The organism is Mesorhizobium loti (assembly GCA_014189435.1).
Taxonomy (GTDB): Bacteria; Pseudomonadota; Alphaproteobacteria; order Rhizobiales; family Rhizobiaceae; genus Mesorhizobium; species Mesorhizobium loti_G.
In genome coordinates, this window is record CP050293.1 from 207,986 (window position 1) to 229,191 (window position 21,206).

Genomic DNA, 21,206 nt, shown 5'->3' on the forward strand with positions numbered 1-21,206 from the left:
GCGAATTTGAAGCCCGACTATGCCGCCGGCTTGCGTTTGCGCCGGTGGACGCGCCAGACGGCGAAAATGCCGCCGCCTATGGCGCCGATCACCAGCCCGGCCAGGCCGATGAACACGGCGAAATAACCGCAGGCGCCTTCGAAGCAGCTCATGTCGGTGGCATTCGCGATCACTGAGCCGATGGCGAATCCGCCTACGGCACCGATGACCGCGCCGAGGACGATGCCGAGCAGGGCGGCGATGACCGAGACGAAGACAGGTGGGCTTTCGGTTTTAGGATTGGCATAAACGGCATCGGCTTCGGATCCCCGGCGCAGCAGGTAGATGCAGAGAACCCCGATGGCGATCTGAGCGGCCGTGATGGCAAGCGCCTTGCCCGAAAAGACGAAATCGGAAATCATCAGTACACAGGCCTGCCAGGCCAGCAGCCAGATGATTGTGGCGACCTGCCAGAGGGTGAACTGGCGCGGGAAGCGGGCCGAGCGGCCGAAGGCGAGGCCGAGCAAATAAAGCCCCCACAGGATGGTGATGATGTCGACGGCGAGCCCGCCAAGGAGGAGATAGAAGATGCCGCCCGGCAGTCTGCCGTAATCGCCGACCAGCCACCATGCCGACACCACACCGTAGACCGACCATGCCATGACGAAGATGAGCCAGCCCACCGGCACGAAGGACAGTCCGCTGTCCGGCCGCTTGGCTGGCGTCTGTCCACTGCCCGACGTTCCACTGCTCGATGTCATGTCCGACAATGCCCCCGCAGCGCCTTTGCGCTACTCGACAGACGGGCAGGGGCGAAGTCAAGCGCGGCTGGCTTTGCGGCTTGGCCTGTGCACACTATTTGCTGGCGGTACCTGTCAGAAACGGCGGCGCCGGCGGCCTTGCGAAACACTGTGTGGCCGGCAAAGCGAATAGACTGCCGTTATGGCTTGGCATTCGCCGTCGGATCGACTAGATGAGCCCCGCGCCTGTTGCTTCGACGGCTCAGGTGCGGGGAAAGGCGTTTGCTGGTTGGCGACGCCGATGGCGGAAGTTCCGCCTTGCCCAAGGGAGGTGCATCTCCCCAACCCGCGCGGCGAAACCGGCCGGCGCGACATGCAAGGACGGAGAGGTGGCCGAGTGGTTGAAGGCGCACGCCTGGAAAGTGTGTTTACGGGAGACCGTAACGCGGGTTCGAATCCCGCTCTCTCCGCCAACAGCTTCAAGAGTGTAACCGGGGCAGATTACCGGGCGGTGGGGGTTTGCAGGCGCGTGCTTTCGTGATTCACCCTTTGCGTGACGCTACCACCGACTGATTCGCTTGAAGGCCTGTCGCTCGCGGAACTCCGCGGGCTGGTTTCTGCGCTGATCGGCGAAGTGCGCGGTCTTCAAGGCCGGGTCGAGAGCCTTGAGATCGAGAACCAGGCGCTACGCGCCGAGAACCAGACCCTGAAGGATGAGATCGCCCGGCTGAAGGACCTGCCGCCGCGTCCCCCGGTCAAGCCGACCAAGCCATCGGGCATGGAGAAGGCGACGCAGCCGACATCTGGCAAGGGCAAGCGCCGCCGGCGCGGCGCCAAGCGCGACGGCGGTCGCGTGAGCCGCGAGGTGACGGTTGCGGTGAGCGCTCCTGCGGGCTCTCGCTTCAAGGGGTATGAGACGATCCTGGTGCGCGATCTGGCGTTGTCGGCCGAGGTGGTGCGCTATCGCCGCGAGCGCTGGGTGACACCGACCGGCGAAACGATGGTGGCGCCCTTGCCGGCGGGGATCATCGGCGGCTGGGGCGCGAACCTGCGCCGCTTCATTCTGGCCTGTCACATTCAAGGCCAGGTGACGACGGAGCGGTTGACGGCGTTGTTGACCGGGATCGGGGTCGACATTTCGAAGCGCCAGGTGGTGCGGCTGATTTCGGAGGGCCTGGAGGCCTTCGCGGCGGAGGACCGTGACGTGCTGCGCGCCGGGCTGGCTACGGCGCCCTGGATCACCGTCGATGATACGTCGGCGCGCCACGCCCACCAGGACGGCTACACCACCCAGATCGGCGATCGCCGCTTCACCGCGTTCCGCACCGGGCGATCGAAGTCACGGGAGGCGTTCCTGGCGACGCTGCGTGCCGGGCACAGCGATTACTTCATCAATGAAGAGGCCCTGGCCTATATGCGCGGCCGCAACCTCGCCGGTCCGGTGATCGCGCGGCTAGCGGCTGCGCCGCACAAGGCATTTGCCGACAGCGCCGCATGGCAGGCGCATCTGGCCGCACTCGGCCTCGACCAGCTCGCGGTTGAGCCCAACCCAGTCAGGATCGCCACCGAAGGGGCGATGTGGGGAGCGATCCGCCACCACGGCTTTCTTGGCGATACCGTGGTCGTGTCCGATGATGCCGGCCAGTTCCGCATCGGCGACCATGCTCTGTGCTGGGTCCACGCCGAGCGGCTCGTCCACAAATTGATACCCGTGACCCCGGATCAACGTCAGGCCGTCGACATCATGCGCCAGTTGATCTGGTGGTTCTATCGCGACCTCAAGAGCTACCAGCGTGCTCCTTGTCCGCGCCACGCGGCGGCCCTGCGCGCCCGCTTCGAGCGCCTGTTCAAACGACGAACCGGCTACGTCATGCTCGACCGGCTTCTTGCCAGGCTGCATCGCCGCAAGCATGAACTCCTGCGCGTTCTCGATCGTCCCGAGATCCCGCTCCACACCAATGGTTCGGAAAACGACATCCGCACCTTCGTCACCAAGCGCAAGATCTCCGGCGGAACCGTCAGCGAGGCAGGCAAGAACGCCCGCGACGTCCTGCTCGGCCTGATGAAGACCTGCATCAAGCTCGACGTCTCATTCTTCCGCTATCTCGGCGACCGCCTCGGCATACCAACACAAGAGTCGATTCCGCCGCTCCCGGATCTCGTTAGGCAAGCCGCTCAAGCCTGACTGCCCGGTAATCTGCCCCGGTTACTTCAAGAGTGGTGTAACCGTCTGATAACATTGCGTTTCGTAAGGACGCCAGAGTGTCTGCCGCCGCAAATTCATAGTCACCTTGACGGTTGGCCGGCCGGTTCGCCATCGGTTTTGGGATTCTTACGTGATCTGGTAGTGGTGATCCAAATCACAGGAGATGGCATGCCAAACGATGTAGTCGTGCGCGACAGCAATGGCGCTCAATTGAATGACGGCGATTCCGTCACGCTGATCAAAGACCTCAAAGTCAAAGGCACTTCGGAGACGATCAAGCGCGGCACGTTGGTGAAGTCCATCCGCCTCAACGGCAATCCCGGTGAGATCGAATGCAACACCAAGCAAGTGAAAGGCCTGGTGCTCAAGACCGAGTTCGTGAAGAAGGCGTGACCCTCAAGGCGGCAAGCTATCTCGATGGATGGTCTATTATGAGCGTGGAGCAATCGCGGACATGATTGGACTTTATGATCTCTGGCCCGCGTTTGTGGTCATGGCGCTGGTTTGGCCGCTTGCAGGCATGCCGCTATTTCAGCGGGTAGGCTTCGAATCGAGCTCCGCCAGAATCCGGACAATAGACGGGATGCGAGGGTATCTGGCGCTTGCCGTCGCGCTTCACCACTCTGTCATCTACCATGAATTCTTGACGACTGGCGCATGGAAGTATCCGCCTTCCGCTTTCTACGGGCTGCTGGGGCAGGTAGGGGTATCCTTCTTCTTCGTCATCTCCGCCTATCTGTTCTGGGGGAAACTGCTGTCGGCAAAGTCCTCCGTGGATTTTCCGACCTTGTTGCTCAAGCGGGCTTTCAGGATTGGGCCGCTCTACATTCTGGCCGTGGGCTTGGCGATGGCATTGGAGGTCATCGATGGGCAGATCGATTACTCGACGTTCGCCACATATGAGCACGCATTTTTCAATCTGCTGTTTGGTGTCTTCGGCTACGTCCCGCTTTCGAGCTCCGGTGTCTACTTGCTGGCCGGCGTAACCTGGACCTTGCCCTATGAATGGCTGTTCTATTTCAGCCTGCCGATCATGGCGATATTCAGCCGGCACCCGATTGCCCGCTTGGGTCTGCCAGTCGCCCTCCTGGCTTTTTCCATTCTCATGTCGGTGGCCGGAGGCAGTCTCGCCTACTGCTACCTGGGACTTTTCGCAGGGGGGCATGGTGTGCGCGACGCTTGAAGCAAACGCCCTGCTGGTGAAAGTGCATCGACACACCCTGTCCGCCGTCGCTCTGGCGGTGCTGGTGTATATATTTGCCACCTACGAGATTGCCTACGCACCGGTGCCGATACTGCTGTGCATAGGCAGCTTCTTCCTGATTGTGTCAGGCGCTGATTTCTTTGGTCTTCTGACGGCCAACCGTTCCGTGCGACTGGGAGAGATCAGCTATGGCATCTATCTGCTGCAGGGGCTTGCCTTCGTCTTGGTTTTCTCCGTTGCGCCCGTGCGGAATTTTGCCCTGGACAGCGCCAGCCAGTATTGGCTCGTGATATTGATGACAATGGTGCTTCTGGTTTTGATGGCGCTGGTCGCGCACCTTGTTGTCGAAAAGCCGGGCGTCTCGCTAGGAAACAGTCTTGTGACAGTTCTTCACCTGCTGACGACGCACGATACACACGAGGCTGCAATTGCGAGCGTGGCTCGGCCCGGGCGGATGCCGGGAAGCTTCACAAGACAATCTGCCGACCGCTTGTAGCCGGATACATCGCGGCCTTCTTGGGAAAACAGGCCCATGAAAGTTTTATTCGCATTTTAACTAATGAAGCTCATCCTACTAAATGGTGTGGTATCGACTCGCGGGGGCGGGGTGGAATGACTGACCAGGATGACGAGGATGGCGTCCCAAAACCCAGCCCATCCAAACGCTGGCGGACAATAGCTCTGAAGACAGCACAGTTTATCCCACCTGTCATCTCGATAGGATGTGCCGTCACAGTTGGCTATTTTGCCTATATGGCTGCCAACCAAAAACCGCCGGCCGATATAGCAGCACTGGCAGTGTCGATCCTCAAGTCCAGCGATGCGTCCCCGGAAATGCGGGAATGGGCCGCGGATGCCATAGGAATACAGAACGATATTGGAATGCCGGCCAAATCCATTCAGCAATGAAACTGTGGCACGCGCAGATCGCCAAGCACATATGCCCGCCCGACATCACCGGCTAAGCGGGTATCCGACGCAAGGCCCTGGACACATTTCCTGAAGCCGCTCAGCCTTCGAAACAACCGCTTCGACAGCAGTCGGGCACATCCAAAAAAACGTCCAGGCCCAAGCTTGGAACCTCCTGCCTTGTTGCGCGTTTCTTGGCGTCCCGTTCGTGGACCCGCCCGGATATTTCTCCAAGGGCTGCGATAAAATCAGGAGCCCGCTTCATGCACGACAAGCTGTTTCATTCACCGGTCGCACTGTCCGTCGGCCTCGGCTTCAAGCGCGAGATCGCCTCACTGGCCGAAATGCACGATTTCCTGACCAATTGGACGACCTCCCGCCGCGGCCCGCTTTTTCGCAACGCGGTGAAGGCCTGCGATCTTGCCGTCCCGGGTTATGTGACCACGGAGCAGGCGCGCCGGGCGCTGGTGGAGTTTGCGCAGGCTGCCGGCATCCTATGGCCGGATCTCGAGCCGGTTGCGGGCGCCCGCGCCGTTGCCCGTGGTTATGGCGGCTACGCCGCCTGAGGATTGATGCCATCGTGGCGGCTAAAGCCATACCAGCCACCACAGAAAGCCCGGCTTGGCCCTCCAGCCGGGCTTTCACTTTTCCAGCGACCCAGAAACCGCCATCTTGCAGCTGAGCCTGACGACGTTGCGCCTTCCGTGGCGATCAACTTGTCGAACCTGTGCATCGCACGGGCTGCGGGAAATCGCCGAGTTCGATCCGACCTAGCTCAGCATGATGCGGAAACCGCGCCAGATCGTTTAGACGCGGCCCACCGATCATTTTCGCGGATCTACGCTGCTTCCGCCGCGACGTTCACGGCCGACTCCGCGAGCTGCGTCAGCGCTTCGTCGGTGGCTTTCTCTTCCTTCAGCGTCGCTTCAAGCAGCGTCACGGCCTCGTTCAGGCCAAGTTCGCCAGCCCAGGTCCTCAGCGTCCCATAGCGCGAGATCTCGTAGTGTTCGACCGCTTGCGCGGCAGCCAGCAGGCCGGCGTCGAGCGCGGGAGATCCCTTGTACTCCTCCATGATCTCGGCGCCTTCCTCGGTGATGCCCATGATGGCCGCACAGGTCTTGCCGGCCGGCTTCTTGCCGATCACGCCAAAGACCTTCTCCAGCCTTGCGACGTGTCCTTCGGTCTCGGTGCGGTGCTTTTCGAAGGCGGCTTTCAGGTCGGCACTTTGCGCGGCCTTGGCCATTTTCGGCAACGTCGCCAATATCTTCTTCTCGGCGAAATAGATGTCTTTCAGCGTGTCGTGAAACAGGTCGTCGAGCACTTTCTGCTTTGCCATTGTCATGTCCTTTGGTGCGTGAGCCCTCAGGTCGACAATCTCCCGTCCGGGGATTCGTTCCGCCCGCTTCGAACGGAAACCTTTATAAAATTCCTATTTCTTTCCACTGCGCCCCGTCTCGAACCTTTATGGCGATCGGGTCCATATTCCCTTGAGCAAAACGCCGGACGCCGCCACCGATCGAAGTGGGGCGCGCCGTCTTCACGTAATTGTCAGCTTGCAAGCAGCAGGCGCGCCATAGAAAAATGGAAGCAAGGAACAAACATAATGGACGTCATTGTTCTCGGGATCGGGGTTTTATTTTTCACCCTGTTCTTCGCCTATGTCAAAGCCTGCGACAGAATTTGAGCTGGAGGATCGGATCATGCTTGTCGATTACATCCTTGGTGGTGGCGTGACGTTGTTCCTGCTCGCCTACCTGACCTACGCGCTCATTCGTCCAGAACGCTTCTGAAGGCACGGAAAGCCACAGCCATGACAACAAACGGTTGGATACAGATCCTGGTCTTTTGCGGGATCATCATTTTGCTGGTGAAGCCGCTCGGCGGCTACATGCACCGCGTCTTCAACGGTGACCGCACACTGCTTTCGTCAATCTTCGGCCCGCTCGAGCGCGGGCTCTATCGGATTTGCGGAACCAGCGAGCGCGAGGAACAGCACTGGACGACCTACGCGGTCGCTCTGCTGCTGTTCAACCTTGCCGGCTTCCTGGTGCTTTATGTCCTGCAGCGCCTGCAGGGAAGCCTGCCCTACAATCCGGCCGGCATGACCGCGGTTGAACCAGGGCTGGCTTTCAACACCGCCGCCAGTTTCATGACCAACACCAACTGGCAGAATTATGGTGGCGAGAGCACGATGTCCTATCTCGTGCAGATGGCCGGCCTGACGGTGCAGAACTTCGTTTCGGCGGCCACGGGCATCGCCATCGCCATTGCGCTGATCCGCGGCTTCGCCCGCGCATCGGGCAAGTCGATCGGCAATTTCTGGGTCGATATGACCCGTTCCACGCTCTATCTGCTGTTGCCCTTCTGCGTCGTGCTGACGCTGGTCTATGTGTGGCTCGGCATGCCGCAGACGCTTGGCGCCTATGTCAACGCCACGACGCTCGAAGGCGCCCAGCAGACCATCGCTGTCGGCCCGGTCGCCTCGCAGGTGGCCATCAAGATGCTCGGCACCAATGGCGGCGGCTTCTTCAACGCCAATGCCGCGCATCCGTTCGAGAACCCCGACGCGATCTCCAACCTGATCCAGATGGTGTCGATCTTCGCCATTGGCGCTGCCTTGACCAACGTCTTCGGCCGCATGATCGGCAACCAGCGCCAGGGCTGGGCGATCCTGTCGGCCATGGGCGTCATGTTCATCGCCGGTGTCGCCATCTGCTACTGGGCGGAAGCCGCCGGCAACCCGCTGGTGCATGCGCTGGGCATCGACGGCGGCAATATGGAAGGCAAGGAGAGCCGCTTCGGCATCGCTCTGTCGGCACTGTTTGCCGTCATCACAACGGCCGCCTCCTGCGGCGCCGTCAACGCCATGCACGGCTCGTTCACCGCGCTCGGCGGCATGATCCCGATCATCAACATGCAGCTTGGCGAAGTCATCGTCGGCGGTGTCGGCGCCGGTCTCTACGGCATCCTGATGTACATCGTCGTCGCCGTCTTCGTCGCCGGCCTGATGGTTGGCCGCACGCCCGAATATCTCGGCAAGAAGATCGAGGCCAAGGAGGTCAAGATGGCGATGCTGGCCATCCTGTGCCTGCCGCTGGCGATGCTGATCTTCACGGCCATCGCGGTCGTGCTGCCGACAGGCGTGGCGTCGATGGGCAATGCCGGCCCGCACGGCTTCTCCGAGGTTCTCTATGCCTATACGTCGGGTGCGGCCAACAATGGCTCGGCCTTTGGCGGCCTCAGCGGCAACACGCCCTGGTACAACATCACCATCGGCATCGGCATGCTGATGGGCCGCTTCCTGGTCATCATCCCGGCGCTGGCCCTTGCCGGCTCGCTGGTGGCGAAGAAGACTGTTCCGGCCTCCGCCGGCACCTTCCCTACCGATGGCCCGCTGTTCGTCGGGTTGCTGGTCGGCGTCATCCTGATCGTCGGTGGTCTGACCTTCTTCCCGGCGCTCGCCGTCGGGCCGATCATCGAGCACCTGGCAATGATCCACGGGCAGACCTTCTGAGGCCGTCATGTCCTGGTTCAACACCATGCGTCGCAAGACCAGCCACAGTGGCGATCACGGGAAGGAGGAGAGACCTCCTCCTTTCCCGACCCTGTCGACGTTCCTCGGTCTTGCGGCAGTCATGCTCGTCCTCTGGTTGCTGGCCTACGGGCCGCCCCATCTCTTTTCGGCATCCGATCATCCGGTGCCGTCCAACAACACCGAAGCCGGAGCTTCAAAATGAGCCACTCGAAATCAGCAAGCATCATGGATGCCCGCATCCTGCTTCCCGCCATCGGCGGCGCCTTCCGCAAGCTCGACCCGCGCACGCTGGCCAGGAACCCGGTGATGTTCGTCGTCGCCGTCGTCTCGGCGCTCACCACGGTGCTGTTCGTCAAGGACTTGGTCACCGGCGGCGGCAATCTCGGCTTCACGCTGCAGATCATCATCTGGCTTTGGTTCACCGTTCTGTTCGCCAACTTCGCCGAAGCGGTCGCTGAGGGCCGCGGCAAGGCGCAGGCGGATTCGCTGCGCAAGGCACGCACCGAAACCCAGGCCAAGCTTTTGACCGGTGAAGACCGCACCAAATACAAACTCGTGCCCGGCACCAGCCTCAAGGTCGGCGATGCCGTGCTGGTCGAGGCCGGCGACATCATCCCGTCCGACGGCGAAGTGATCGAAGGCGTCGCTTCGGTCAACGAGGCCGCGATCACGGGCGAATCCGCACCGGTCATCCGCGAATCCGGCGGCGACCGTTCGGCGGTCACCGGCGGCACGCAGGTGCTGTCCGACTGGATCCGCGTGCGCATCACCGCCGCCTCCGGCCACACCTTCCTCGACCGCATGATCTCGCTCGTCGAAGGCGCCGAGCGCCAGAAGACGCCGAACGAGATCGCGCTCAACATCCTGCTTGTCGGCATGACGCTGATCTTCGTTCTGGCCACCGCAACGATCCCGAGTTTTGCGACCTATTCGGGTGGCTATATCTCGGTGACGGTGCTGGTTGCTTTGTTCGTGACCCTGATCCCGACCACCATCGGCGCGTTGCTGTCGGCCATCGGCATCGCCGGCATGGACCGCCTGGTGCGCTTCAATGTGCTGGCCATGTCGGGCCGCGCCGTTGAGGCTGCCGGTGACGTCGACACGCTGCTGCTCGACAAGACCGGCACGATCACGCTCGGCAACCGCCAGGCAACCGAGTTCCGTCCGGTCAAGGGCGTCACCGAGCAGGAGCTGGCCGATGCTGCCCAACTCGCCTCGCTCGCCGACGAAACGCCGGAAGGCCGTTCGATCGTTGTGCTGGCCAAGGAGAAATACGCCATCCGGGCCCGTGACATGGCGACGTTGCACGCCACCTTCGTGCCCTTCACGGCGCAGACCCGCATGAGCGGCGTCGACATCGACGGCTCCTCGGTACGCAAGGGCGCGGTCGATTCCGTGCTCGCCCATGTCAGCCAGTCGACGGTCGCAGCACACGCCACGCGGCCCGGCAGCGATACCGTCAGGGATCTTCAGGCGATCGCCGACGAGATCGCCAAATCGGGCGGCACGCCGCTGGCGGTCGAGCGCGACGGGCGCCTGCTCGGCGTCGTCCACCTCAAGGATATCGTCAAAGGCGGCATCAGGGAGCGCTTCGCCGAACTGCGCAAGATGGGCATCCGCACGGTGATGATCACCGGCGACAACCCGATGACGGCGGCAGCCATTGCAGCGGAAGCCGGCGTTGACGACTTCCTCGCCCAGGCGACGCCCGAGGACAAGCTGAAGCTGATCCGCGACGAGCAGGCCAAGGGCAAGCTGGTCGCCATGTGCGGCGACGGCACCAACGATGCGCCAGCCCTTGCCCAGGCCGATGTCGGCGTCGCCATGAACACCGGCACGGTGGCCGCGCGCGAGGCCGGCAACATGGTCGACCTCGACAGCGACCCGACCAAGCTCATCGAGATCGTCGAGATCGGCAAGGCGCTGCTGATGACGCGCGGCTCGCTGACGACCTTCTCCATCGCCAACGACGTGGCCAAATATTTCGCCATCATCCCGGCGATGTTCGCGGCCTTCTACATCGCGCCGGGGCAGACCACCGGCCCGTTGCAGGCGCTCAACGTCATGCATCTGGCGACACCGCAGAGCGCCATCCTGTCAGCCATCATCTTCAACGCGCTGATCATCATCGCACTGATCCCGCTGTCGCTGAAAGGCGTCAAATATCGCGCCATCGGCGCCGGTGCGCTGCTCAGCCGCAACCTGCTTGTCTACGGCCTCGGCGGCATCATCGTGCCCTTCGTCGGCATCAAGGCGATCGACATGATCGTCACCGCGCTTGGCCTCGCTTAAGGAATACGTTCATGCTCAAACAGATAAGACCCGCGATCATCATGATCATCTTCTTCACGGCGCTGACCGGCCTGATCTATCCCCTCGGCATGACCGGCATCGCCCAGGCGCTGTTCCCGCGTCAGGCCAATGGCAGTCTGATCGAAAAGGACGGCAAGGTCATCGGTTCCGAACTGATCGGCCAGGGCTTCGCCAGTGACCGCTATTTCCACGGCCGCCCCTCGGCTGCCGGCGACGGTTACAACGCCGCCGCCTCGAGCGGCAGCAACCTCGGCCCGACCAACCCCAAGCTGATCGACCGCATCAAGGGCGACGCCGAAAAGCTGAAAGCGGAAAATCCGAACCAGCCTGTTCCGATGGACCTGGTGACGACGTCCGGCAGCGGCCTCGACCCTGACATCAGCCCCGAAGCGGCCTACTTCCAGGTCGCCCGCGTGGCCAAGGCCAGGGGTATCGACGAAGCCAAGATCAAGGCGCTTGTCGACGCCCAAGTCGAGGGCAGGGAGCTCGGCTTCATGGGCGAACCCGTGGTCAATGTGCTCGGTCTCAACCTTGCGCTGGACGCCGCGAAACAGTGAATGATGCGGGCCGGGGATCGACAGTATCCCCGGCGCCATCCATGATCGATCCTGATGCCGGACGACAGAAGCAACGACGCCAGACCTTCTCCCGACGCACTGCTTGACCATGCCGAGCGGGAGGGGCGCGGCCGCTTGAGAATTTTCCTCGGCGCAGCACCGGGCGTCGGCAAGACCTACGAGATGCTGATGTCGGGCCGCGCCAGGCTGGCCGACGGCGTGGATGTGGTGGTCGGCGTCGTCGAGACGCATGGCCGCAAGGAAACACTGGCCCTGGTCGAGGGGTATGAGGTCATTCCCCGCCGCAAGGTCGACTACAAGGGGCGCGTCCTCGACGAGATGGATATCGACGCCATCATTGCCCGGCGCCCGGCATTGGTTCTCGTCGATGAACTCGCCCACACCAACGCGCCCGGCAGCCGGCACCCCAAGCGCTATCTCGACGTCCAGGAAATCCTGACGCAAGGCATCGACGTCTACACGACGCTCAACATCCAGCATGTCGAAAGCCTGAACGATGTCGTCGCCCAGATCACCAAGGTCAGGGTCCGTGAGACGGTTCCCGACTCCATCATCGACCAGGCCGACGATGTCGAGATCATCGATCTCACCCCCGACGACCTGATCAAGCGGCTCGAGGAGGGCAAGGTCTATTTCCCCAACACCGCCCAGCGCGCGATCGAGAACTATTTCTCGCCGGGCAATCTGACGGCGCTGAGAGAGCTGGCGCTGCGCCGCACCGCGCAGCGCGTCGACGACCAGTTGCTGATCCATATGCAGGCGCACGCCATTCCCGGACCGTGGGCGGCCGGCGAAAGGGTTCTCGTCTGCCTCGACGCGCGCCCGGGAGGAGCGGCCCGCGTCCGCTATGCGCGCAGGCTGGCCGACCGGCTGCGTGCTCCGTGGACGGCGCTGCACGTCGACAGCACCCGCTCGGCCAGCATGCCCGAGGAGGACAAGGACCGGCTCGCGACGAACCTGCGCCTTGCCCAACAGCTTGGCGCCGAAGTGACCACCATTCCGGGTCAGAACGTCGCGCAGGACATCGTGCGCTATGCGACGGCGAACAATTTCACCCATATCGTGGTCGGCAGGCCGACCCGGTCGCGCTGGCGCGAATTGATCGAAGGCTCGCTCACCTATGATCTCATCCGCAATGCCGGCGACATCAGCGTCCATGTCATTTCGGGAAACGAACGCGGTACCGAGACGGCGTCGAGGAGCGTCAGGGCAGCGGACGAGCAGTGGCAGTTCGAAATCTGGCCTTATCTCAAGGCCACGGCCTTTGTCATGGGCTCGCTCGCCTTCGCCGTCCTTCTCGACCAGTTTCTCGACGTTCGCAATCTGGCGATCATCCTTCTCATCGGGGTGCTGGCGTCGGCGGTAACCGGCGGTCTGTGGCCGGCTTTGTACGCCTGTTTCGTCAGCGCCCTTGCCTTCAACTATTTCTTCCTGGAACCGCGCTACACGCTGACCATCCGGGATCCGGAGAGCATTGTTGCGCTTGGCGTGTTCCTGGTTGTTGCCGTCATTGCCAGCAATCTGACGGCGCGCGTGCAGCGCCAGGCGGTCGCCGCCCGCTCACGGGCGCGGGCCACGGAGGATATCTACCTTTTTTCAAAAAAGCTCGCCGGTGCCGGCACGCTCGACGATGTGCTGTGGGCAACCGCCTTCCAGATCGCCTCGATGCTGAAGCTGCGGGTGGTGCTGCTTTTGCCGGAAGATGGAACGATCACCGTCAAGGCCGGCTATCCGCCAGACGACACGCTGGCCGAAGCCGACATCGCTGCCGCACGCTGGGCCTGGGAACACAACCGCGCCGCGGGACGCGGCGCCGACACGCTGCCTGGCGCCAAGCGCCTCTATCTTCCCTTGCGCACCGGGCGCACGGCAATCGGCGTCGTCGGCCTCGACAATGACAAGCAGGGTCCGCTGCTGACGCCCGAGCAGCAGCGCCTGCTCGATGCGCTGGCCGATCAGGCGGCGGTCGCCATCGAGCGTATCCAACTGGTCGCGGACGTTGACCGCGCCAAGCTCGCCGCCGAGGCGGACCGGCTGCGCTCGGCGCTGCTCACCTCCATCTCCCACGATTTGAAGACGCCGCTCGCCGCCATCATGGGCGCGGCCGGCACGCTGCGCGAATTCGCACCGGCACTTCCCGAACAGGACCGGGTGGAACTGCTGACGACCGTGCTCGACGAATCCGAGCGGCTGAACCGCTTCATCGCCAATCTGCTCGACATGACCAAGATCGAGTCCGGCGCGATGGAGCCGAACTACGCTTTCCACTATGTCGGCGACATCGTCGGCTCTGCCCTGCAGCGGGCCAGGAAAATCATAGCCGAGCACAAGACCGAGACTGACATCCCCTCGGATTTGCCGATGTTGAAGGTCGACCCGGTCCTGTTCGAGCAGGCGCTGTTCAATCTCCTCGACAATGCGGCGAAATACGCGCCAGCCGGCTCGACGATCCGCGTGCAGGGCTGGACCGATAATGGCTCAGTCCTCCTGCAGGTCATGGATGAAGGGCCGGGCATCCCCCCTGGCGATCTGGAGCGGATTTTCGATACGTTCTACCGGGTGCGCAAGCGCGATCAGGTCCGCGCCGGCACCGGGCTCGGGCTGTCGATCTGCCGCGGCTTCATCGAGGCGATGGGTGGCACGATCATGGCGGCAAACCGGACCGATCGTTCGGGCGCGGTGTTCACCATCAAGATGCCGAAGCCGGCGAACCCGCCCAATTTTGATGCCTCGAACACGGACGATGTGGGTGACTTGGCATGACAAACTCGAACGTCAGGATACTGGTCGTCGATGACGAGCCGCCGATCCGCAAGCTGCTTCGCGTCGGGCTCGGCAGCCAGGGTTACGCGATCAGCGAGGCGCCGAACGCCAAGGTGGCGATCGAGGTGATGGAGGCGGAGAAGCCGGACCTTGTCCTGCTCGACCTCGGCCTGCCCGGCATGAGTGGCCATGAGCTGTTGCGCAAATGGCGCGACGACGGTCTCGACATTCCGGTGGTCATCCTGTCCAGCCGCACCGACGAGGCCGGCATCGTCCAGGCTCTGGAACTCGGAGCCGACGATTATGTCACCAAGCCGTTCGGCATGAACGAGCTGGTCGCGCGCATCCGCGTGGCGTTGCGGCACAAATTCCAGCAGCAGGGCGAAAAACCGGTGTTCCACACCGGCGACCTCAGTGTCGATCTGGTCAAACGCATCGTCAAGGTCGAGGGCAAGGACGTAAAGCTCTCGCCGAAGGAATACGACATCCTGCGCATCCTCGTGCAGCACGCCGGCAAGGTGCTGACCCACCATTTCCTGTTGAAGCAGGTCTGGGGCGATTCAACCGACGTGCAGTATCTCAGGGTCTATGTCCGGCAGCTCAGGCAGAAGATCGAGAAGAGCCCCGACCAGCCGCGTTACATCACCACCGAGACCGGTGTCGGTTACCGCCTGCGCGAGGTGGAGTGAGGGGTTAGGCGCTTCTAGCCGGTAGCTTCCAGCTGCCGACCAAGCGGCATGGATACTCGCAAGGCCGCCAGGCAGCCGACAATGCCGAGCGGCACGAAGGCAAGAAACAGCCAGGACGCCACATTCGCCGCCGCGTCGTGGTTCAAGCCTTGCGAAAAGCCGCTGGCATTGGCGACGATGCCGGCAAGGGCGGCCCCCACGGCATAGCCGATGCGCTGCATGGTCGGCACCGCCGCCGAGGCGATGGTCTGCTCGCCCTCCGGCGCTGAGGCGACGATGACGCGCGTCAGGAAGGGCCAGGCGATGCCGAAGCCGCCGCCCTGCAACAGGGCGCACATCAGGATCAGCGGGATGGAGCCCATCGGTATCGTGTAGGCAAAGCCGGCGATGCCGGCCGCGATCATCACCGCGCCGCCAACGATGATCAGCCGCTCGCGCTGCGGCGGCGCATTGGCGACCAGGATCGACAGGATCGACCAGGCGATCGATTCGGCGGCGATGATGTAGCCGGTGGTCAGCAGGGGAATGTCGTGCAGGCTGGTCAGCAGCAGCGGCCCGTAGACGCCGAAGGAACAGGTCGCCACCGAAAAGGCGGCAACCATGGTCATGCCGGCGCCGACCGGCGTGCGCCATGAGAACAGCCGCGCCGGGAACAGCCGCGAGCGCGGCTTCAGCGCGTCGATGGTGAAGAACAGCACCAGACCGCTGAGGCCCAGCACCATCAGCAGCGAGGAGCGCAGCAAGGCGATGTCGACGCCGGCCGAGGCGATCAGCACCACGGCGACGGCAAGGCAGCCGAGGGCCGTGAACGGGAAGGGCGGCGCCTTGCCTGTGCTTGCCCTGGGTTTCGTCGCCTGCGGCGTGTTGAGCACGATGAAGCTTGCCAGCGCCATGGCTGTGCCGCCGAAGGTGAAGATGCCGAAGGCCCAGCGCCATGAGAACAGCTCGGTCATGATCGCGCCGAGCAACGGCCCGCTGAAGGCGGCGACGCCCCAGATTGCCGACATGATGCCGAACAGCTGCGGCCAGATGGCGCGCGCGAACAGCTGTTCGACCGAGACGAAGGCCAGCGACACCAGCGCACCGCCGCCAAGCCCCTCGATCAGGCGGCCGGCGAGGAACAATTGCATGGAAGGAGAGGTGGCGCAGATCAGTGCGCCTGCTGCGTAGAGCAGCGCGGCGACCACCATGTTGGTGCGCAGCGGGACATAGCTCACCAGCCGTCCGGCGGCCGCGCCGGCAACGATGGCGCCGAGTTCATAGATCGCCAGTGACCAGCCGACGAGCTGGACGCCGGCCAGTTCGCCGACCATGGCCGGCATCACCGTTGCCACCATCGTTTCGTTGGTGGCGTGCAGCAGGATGCCGAGGCTGATGAAGCAGAAGCGCGCCAGGTCGCCGCTTGCCCACAATGCGCGCCAGTCGACCCTTTTTGTGTTGATTTCGGTCATTTCCACCCCTGCCTTGCATATCTCGACGCCGGCGCAGGACGCCAGAAGCCAGTACAGGTTTCCGGCAGGACCATGCGAATCGACAGCGCCGGATTGCGCGCCGCATCAAGGCGTTGTTGCGTTCGGGGCAGGCTTGTAAAACCTCAACCGCGATTGAGTTCAAGCGGTTTCTTGAGGATCGTTCGCGCGGCCGTCTTTTCGATCGGCAGCCTTTGCTGCAGCATCAGTTCTCGGTGCTGCGCAACTGGAACTGGCTGACGCCGATCGCGAGGTTCATGCCGGTCTGCGTCTGCAGACTGAGTGGCTGCAAGGTGAAGGCCTGCGAGGAGCCGCCGACCAACAGATTGGCGCCGGCGCCGACGGCCGCCGTCACCTCGGCGCTGGCGCCGATATAGTCGCCGGCCAGCGCGCCCGGCGCATAGATGTTCTTCAGCGGCGTCAGCACGATCCACTGCATGACCGTCTGCTTCGTCGTGCCGATGTCGAGGCCGTATTTGTTGACGGCGCCGAAATAGGCTTCCGGCGCGAAGCTCTTGTCGGCGGGGTTGAAGGTGCAGCTCAGATCCTTGCTCGAGCCGAAAATGAAGCCGGTGCCGCCTCCGATGGCGCAATCAAGCACGCCGAGTTCGATGCCTTTGTCCTGCGCATGCGCCGTCCCGGCAAGCACGGTGGCGAATATGGCAGCGGCAAAGGCTGTCTTCGGCATGGCGGTCCCCCTCAAAATCAAACGGCGCGGAACCATCCTATCTGGTTCCGCGCCGCGGGGTGAGGGGGGATGGAGCGCATGGCTCCATGCAATTTACTTGAACGAGTGGATCAGCTGGAGCGAGGTCACAGCCACGGCAAGGTTGACGCCGGTCTGTGCCTGGACGCTGAGCGGTTCGAGCATGAAGGCGCTGTCCAGGCCACCAACCAGCAGGTTGGCGCCGCCGCCGGTCACGACGCTCGCCTCGGCGTTGACGCCGTAATAGCTGCCGGCGAGATCGCCACCGTCACGATCGCGGGTCGCGGCCAGCACGGCCCAGACCAACTGGCCCTGATGCGTCTGGCCGACATCGAGGCCGATCTTGGAGATGACGCCCGTGTAAGTCTCCGACGGTCCGTGATGGTGGGGACGGAAGGTGCAGGACACGCCCTTGTTGGAGGCGACGATGTAGGCGGTGCCGCCGTCGATGGTGCAGTCGAGCGTGCCGAGCTGCAGCTTGCCGGCGCTGGCCGGGGCAGCAGCGAAGACTGTCGTGGCGAGGGCAGCGGCGCAGGCGAGTTTCTTGATCATGGGAGGGTCCTTTCGCAAATCACTTCTTAACAACGGATTGGATGGGCAGACCGTTCCGCTGAAAACTTGGCGCGATCAAGGCAGGGGCCAACAGCCTGCTGCCGGGGTTAATGCGCGGTTGCCGGATTGACGAGGTGAAGCGCGCCGCGCGTCCTTTCGGACGCTGCGGCACCTGATGCGCACGTAGCCTGCTGAAGTCGATGTCAGCTGACGCGGGCTAGGCCGTCCTTGGCAGGCTGGTAGGTCGGGTCGAGGCGAACGGCTTCCTTATAGGATTTCGCTGCCTTGGCCTTGTCGCCGCGCCGCTCGTAGATCAGCGCCTGGTTGGCCCAGGCCTCGGCATTCTTGCCGTCGAGCTTGATCGCCATGTTGAAGTCGGAGAAGGCGTTGTCTTCGTCGTTGGTCGCCAGATAGGAGAGACCACGGCCGTTGTAGGGCTCGGCGGCGTCCGGCGCCAGCGAGATGGCCGTCGAGAAGTCCTCGATAGCGAACTTGTGCTGGCCCTGGCTCTGATAGATCAAGCCACGATTGTGGTAGGCGCGCGCGTCGGTGGTGTCGAGCTGGATCGCCTTCTGGAAGTCGTTGAAGGCGTCCTGGGTGCGGCCTGCCTTCCGGTAGAGATTGCCACGGCCGATATAGGCGGCGTCATAATTTGAATTGATCTGGATCGAACGGTTGTAGTCCTCGAGCGCGGCCGTCTGATTGCCGAGGAAGCGCTGGATGAGCGCGCGGTTCGAATAGGCCTGGAAGAAATTCGGGTTGAGCTGGATGGCCTGATTGAAGTCCTTGAGCGCTGCCTGGTACTGGCCGCCACGGCCATAGGCCGAGCCGCGCACATTGTAGCCTTCGGGATCCTGGGGATTGCGCTGGATGACCGCCGACAGCGAGGAGATGTTCTCGCTCGACCCTTGCGCCTTGTCGATGTTGTTGAATTCACCGGTCGGGCCGGCCGTTTGGCAACCGGCAAGCGCCAGTCCGGAGAGCAGAGCCGCTGTCAGGGCGAAACCACGCAATGCGGTCCCGCGCTCCACGCTTGTTGCGTTCATGTCTGCCCTGTCCTCACTTCAAGCCGCGTCGATCAGGTCCGGTTCCCCCCTCCGGGCCGGGTCACAATCAAAACAAAAAGGTGGCGGCGATTCCGCATCGCGCCACCTCTGATATCCTTCGAAAAGGACGAAAAATTGGCGTTAGAACCGCGGCGGACGCGGAGCGCCACCAGGACCACCGGCGGCGCCAGCGGCAACCGGGCGCGGCGTCATCGGCAGCAGGCCTTCGCGCTGGGCGCGCTTGCGGGCAAGCTTGCGGGCGCGGCGGACGGCTTCAGCCTTTTCACGGGCGCGCTTCTCGGACGGCTTCTCGTAGTGACCGCGCATCTTCATTTCGCGGAAAATGCCTTCGCGCTGCATCTTCTTCTTGAGAGCGCGAAGCGCCTGATCAACGTTATTGTCGCGGACGAGTACCTGCACGGGCAATCCTGTCTTTCGGGTTTGATATCAACAGGCAAGCGGCCATAGCCACTAGCCTCCGCGGCGGTTTACACCACGAATTGGGGCGGCTGATAGCAGAATCATGCCGCGCTGTCCACAGCCGAAATGCACTTGGAGGGCCAAACCGCAGTCGGTTTGTCTGGAGATCAGGGAGCCGACTAGGCCGTGGCGAGGTGAAGCCGCTCGAAATCCTCGAAGAACTCGCCGTAGTCGCAGGTGATCTCCTCGCCGGCGGCGATGTCGCGGGTCGCGGTGGCTCCGCCATACTGCGAAAAATCCGTGTTCGGGTTGCCGGCATGGTTCATGAAGCGCCCATTGTCGACTTCATAGACCATGAAACCCGGCCGGTCCGGGCTCGGATAGGCATAGCGGTCGAGCAGTTCCCTGAGATGCGAGGGGGCTGCCTCGTATTTGTCCATCGGGATCAGCCGATCGAAATCCGGATCGAGCCGCCAGATCGAAGCGCCTTTCCTGATAGGCTCGGCGGCAAACACGCCAACGCCCTCGATCGCGCTCGCAGCCACATAGGTTCTGATCAGCATCATGTTTGCAGGACCGGTTTTGACAAGAAGACCCGTTTCGACAGCAAACGGCATCGCCAAATCGCGGCGAAAAAGCAAGACCGGCCGGCTGCCTGCCGGCTATGAACATGCCCGTTCGCCGCGAAAAATCCATCACGTCCGGTTGATCGACACGCCGCCATCGGCCAGCAGCGCCGTTCCTGTGGTGAAGCTCGAGGCGTCGGAGGCGAGATAAAGCGCCGAACGAGCAATCTCCTCCGGCTGCGCCATGCGCTTCAAGGCATGGATGCCTTCGACGAAGGCGCGGGCTTCGGGCGTGGTCGTCGTCGCGCCGGGCGTGTCGGTGCCGCCGGGCAACAGCGCGTTGACGCGCAGGCCTTGCGGCCCGTATTCGGCGGCCAGCACCTGCGTCAGGCCGATCAGGCCGGCCTTGGCCGCGGCGTAGGCGGCCATGCCGGGCATGCCGGCTGTGTAGCCGACAAAGCTCGACGTGAAGATCAGCGAGCCGCCGCCACGGTCTAGCATGGCCGGTATCTGGTGCTTGGCGCAGAGAAAGGCGCTGGTCAGGTTGGTGTCCATCGTCTCGTGCCATGTCTTCGGCACCATCTCCGGGATCGGACCCATCAGGCCGACGGCGCCGGCATTGTTGAAGGCGACGTCGAGTCCACCGAACTTTTCGACCGCCAGATCGACAAGGGCCTTTGCATAGGCTTCGTCCCTGACATCGCCGGCAAGCGCGACTGCCGTGCGGTCGGTGTCCGCGATCTCTGCGACAAGCGCATCGAGCTCGGCCTGGCGGCGGGCGGCAACGATGACCCTGGCGCCTTCCTCGGCAAAGAGTTTTGCAGTGGCGCGGCCTATGCCGGAACTGGCGCCGGTGACGATGGCGACCTTGTTGGCGAGTGCGAACATTTTTTGCATCCTTTTTTGCGCCAGCTGCGCCGGCAATTGGATGCTTGGTCGCAAATGGGGCGGGTCGGAGCCACCCGATACCTGCGAAGGCCGCGTCGCCCTGAGCTATTGCCTCAACAGCCAGCCGAGTCGGTCCATCGAGAACGCATAGCTGATGGCAATCAGCAGGGCGACGATGATGCCCGTAGTCGTGTAACCGGCCCCATAGAACCCAGCCGCACCGCCGAACAGGATGACCAGTTCGAGCACCAGCCGCACCACGCCGGGCACAGGCACCGGTGCGCGGCCCGACCGGCTTGGGTCATTGAGTACCGCGAAGGTCCCCCACAGTACGGCCGCAATGAGCGGCAAGGCCAGCGCGAGGAGCCAGCGCCCCCATCCGTCGGAGAGACTCCAGCCGGCAATGCCGAGGCCAAGCAAGGCGGCAAGCTCCAGCAGGAAGCGCAACGTCATATTCCACCAGGCGTTGCCCATATTCGTCCTCCCGAGTCTCGCGGCAGGCAGTGTGACTGAACGCAGCCATGGCAGCCAGATCGCATGCGTCTTTTTCGTCGTGGCGCAAAACGGCAAGCGCCGTCGCAAACAGCGCAAGGGTGGAAGCCCGGTTTCGCTAGTGATACACCTCGCGCGCCGGGACCGAATG

Annotated in this window: 20 protein-coding genes, 1 tRNA gene and 2 pseudogenes; 13 read left to right on the forward strand and 10 right to left on the reverse strand. The window is 63.0% G+C overall.

Annotated elements, in window-relative coordinates; genetic code table 11:
• Window positions 1-17 precede the first annotated feature (17 nt).
• Window positions 18-838 (reverse strand): annotated as a pseudogene (locus tag HB777_01050) (DUF2569 domain-containing protein).
• A gap of 264 nt (window positions 839-1,102) precedes the next feature.
• Between HB777_01050 and HB777_01055 the strand changes: the two are divergent.
• The 6 genes and pseudogenes from HB777_01055 to HB777_01080 all read left to right on the forward strand — a co-directional run bounded on the left by HB777_01055 (window position 1,103) and on the right by HB777_01080 (window position 5,604).
• Window positions 1,103-1,192, forward strand: a tRNA-Ser gene (locus HB777_01055).
• A gap of 80 nt (window positions 1,193-1,272) precedes the next feature.
• Window positions 1,273-2,904, forward strand: a complete 1,632-nt coding sequence (locus tag HB777_01060; protein QND62631.1) for a transposase — start codon at window positions 1,273-1,275, stop codon at window positions 2,902-2,904.
• A gap of 189 nt (window positions 2,905-3,093) precedes the next feature.
• A complete protein-coding gene (locus tag HB777_01065; GenBank protein QND62632.1) occupies window positions 3,094-3,318 on the forward strand; it encodes an alkylphosphonate utilization protein in 225 nt (74 codons plus the stop codon).
• A gap of 127 nt (window positions 3,319-3,445) precedes the next feature.
• Window positions 3,446-4,665: pseudogene (locus tag HB777_01070) on the forward strand (acyltransferase).
• A gap of 76 nt (window positions 4,666-4,741) precedes the next feature.
• Entirely contained in the window at window positions 4,742-5,038 is a 297-nt protein-coding gene (locus HB777_01075; protein QND62633.1) for a hypothetical protein, read from the forward strand.
• A 263-nt stretch (window positions 5,039-5,301) separates the two neighbouring features.
• Window positions 5,302-5,604, forward strand: a complete 303-nt coding sequence (locus HB777_01080; protein ID QND62634.1) for a DUF982 domain-containing protein — start codon at window positions 5,302-5,304, stop codon at window positions 5,602-5,604.
• Between the two features lie 272 nt (window positions 5,605-5,876).
• Here HB777_01080 and HB777_01085 read toward each other — a convergent pair whose 3' ends face one another.
• Window positions 5,877-6,374, reverse strand: a complete 498-nt coding sequence (locus HB777_01085; GenBank protein QND62635.1) for a ferritin-like domain-containing protein — start codon at window positions 6,372-6,374, stop codon at window positions 5,877-5,879.
• Window positions 6,375-6,738: 364 nt separating this feature from the next.
• On the opposite strand from HB777_01085, the gene kdpF reads away from it, so the two are divergent.
• Genes kdpF through HB777_01120 form a run of 7 tightly spaced genes read left to right on the forward strand, consistent with a single transcriptional unit; the run spans window position 6,739 to window position 14,916 of the window.
• Window positions 6,739-6,828: a K(+)-transporting ATPase subunit F gene (kdpF, locus tag HB777_01090; protein ID QND62636.1), complete on the forward strand. Its 90-nt coding sequence runs from the start codon at window positions 6,739-6,741 to the stop codon at window positions 6,826-6,828.
• A 20-nt stretch (window positions 6,829-6,848) separates the two neighbouring features.
• Complete coding sequence (gene kdpA, locus HB777_01095) at window positions 6,849-8,552, forward strand: potassium-transporting ATPase subunit KdpA (GenBank protein ID QND62637.1); 1,704 nt, start codon at window positions 6,849-6,851, stop codon at window positions 8,550-8,552.
• A 7-nt stretch (window positions 8,553-8,559) separates the two neighbouring features.
• Complete coding sequence (locus HB777_01100) at window positions 8,560-8,775, forward strand: hypothetical protein (protein QND62638.1); 216 nt, start codon at window positions 8,560-8,562, stop codon at window positions 8,773-8,775.
• Window positions 8,772-10,865 (forward strand): potassium-transporting ATPase subunit KdpB, encoded by a 2,094-nt coding sequence (gene kdpB / locus HB777_01105; protein ID QND62639.1) that lies wholly within the window; start codon window positions 8,772-8,774, stop codon window positions 10,863-10,865. The genes HB777_01100 and kdpB overlap by 4 nt, the downstream gene beginning before the upstream one ends.
• 11 nt (window positions 10,866-10,876) lie before the next feature.
• On the forward strand, window positions 10,877-11,443 hold the full coding sequence (gene kdpC / locus HB777_01110) for a potassium-transporting ATPase subunit KdpC (GenBank protein ID QND62640.1): 567 nt from the start codon (window positions 10,877-10,879) through the stop codon (window positions 11,441-11,443).
• A gap of 54 nt (window positions 11,444-11,497) precedes the next feature.
• A complete protein-coding gene (locus tag HB777_01115; GenBank protein ID QND62641.1) occupies window positions 11,498-14,227 on the forward strand; it encodes a sensor histidine kinase KdpD in 2,730 nt (909 codons plus the stop codon).
• The gene (locus HB777_01120; GenBank protein QND62642.1) at window positions 14,224-14,916 is read left to right on the forward strand and encodes a response regulator transcription factor; all 693 of its coding nucleotides are present in this window, start codon (window positions 14,224-14,226) and stop codon (window positions 14,914-14,916) included. The genes HB777_01115 and HB777_01120 overlap by 4 nt, the downstream gene beginning before the upstream one ends.
• A 14-nt stretch (window positions 14,917-14,930) precedes the next feature.
• On the opposite strand, the gene HB777_01125 is transcribed toward HB777_01120, so the two are convergent.
• From HB777_01125 to HB777_01160, 8 genes are all read right to left on the reverse strand, one after another.
• Complete coding sequence (locus tag HB777_01125; GenBank protein ID QND62643.1) at window positions 14,931-16,367, reverse strand: MFS transporter; 1,437 nt, start codon at window positions 16,365-16,367, stop codon at window positions 14,931-14,933.
• 223 nt (window positions 16,368-16,590) lie between these two features.
• Window positions 16,591-17,073: a DUF992 domain-containing protein gene (locus tag HB777_01130; GenBank protein ID QND62644.1), complete on the reverse strand. Its 483-nt coding sequence runs from the start codon at window positions 17,071-17,073 to the stop codon at window positions 16,591-16,593.
• Between the two features lie 93 nt (window positions 17,074-17,166).
• Entirely contained in the window at window positions 17,167-17,643 is a 477-nt protein-coding gene (locus HB777_01135; protein QND62645.1) for a DUF992 domain-containing protein, read from the reverse strand.
• A 203-nt stretch (window positions 17,644-17,846) separates the two neighbouring features.
• Window positions 17,847-18,689, reverse strand: a complete 843-nt coding sequence (locus HB777_01140; protein ID QND62646.1) for a tetratricopeptide repeat protein — start codon at window positions 18,687-18,689, stop codon at window positions 17,847-17,849.
• A 141-nt stretch (window positions 18,690-18,830) separates the two neighbouring features.
• Window positions 18,831-19,109 (reverse strand): 30S ribosomal protein S21, encoded by a 279-nt coding sequence (locus HB777_01145; GenBank protein ID QND62647.1) that lies wholly within the window; start codon window positions 19,107-19,109, stop codon window positions 18,831-18,833.
• Window positions 19,110-19,288: 179 nt separating this feature from the next.
• The gene (locus HB777_01150; protein QND62648.1) at window positions 19,289-19,675 is read right to left on the reverse strand and encodes an SET domain-containing protein-lysine N-methyltransferase; all 387 of its coding nucleotides are present in this window, start codon (window positions 19,673-19,675) and stop codon (window positions 19,289-19,291) included.
• 129 nt (window positions 19,676-19,804) lie between these two features.
• Window positions 19,805-20,563: an SDR family oxidoreductase gene (locus tag HB777_01155; GenBank protein ID QND62649.1), complete on the reverse strand. Its 759-nt coding sequence runs from the start codon at window positions 20,561-20,563 to the stop codon at window positions 19,805-19,807.
• 105 nt (window positions 20,564-20,668) lie between these two features.
• On the reverse strand, window positions 20,669-21,037 hold the full coding sequence (locus HB777_01160; protein ID QND62650.1) for a DUF2568 domain-containing protein: 369 nt from the start codon (window positions 21,035-21,037) through the stop codon (window positions 20,669-20,671).
• Window positions 21,038-21,206 lie beyond the last annotated feature (169 nt).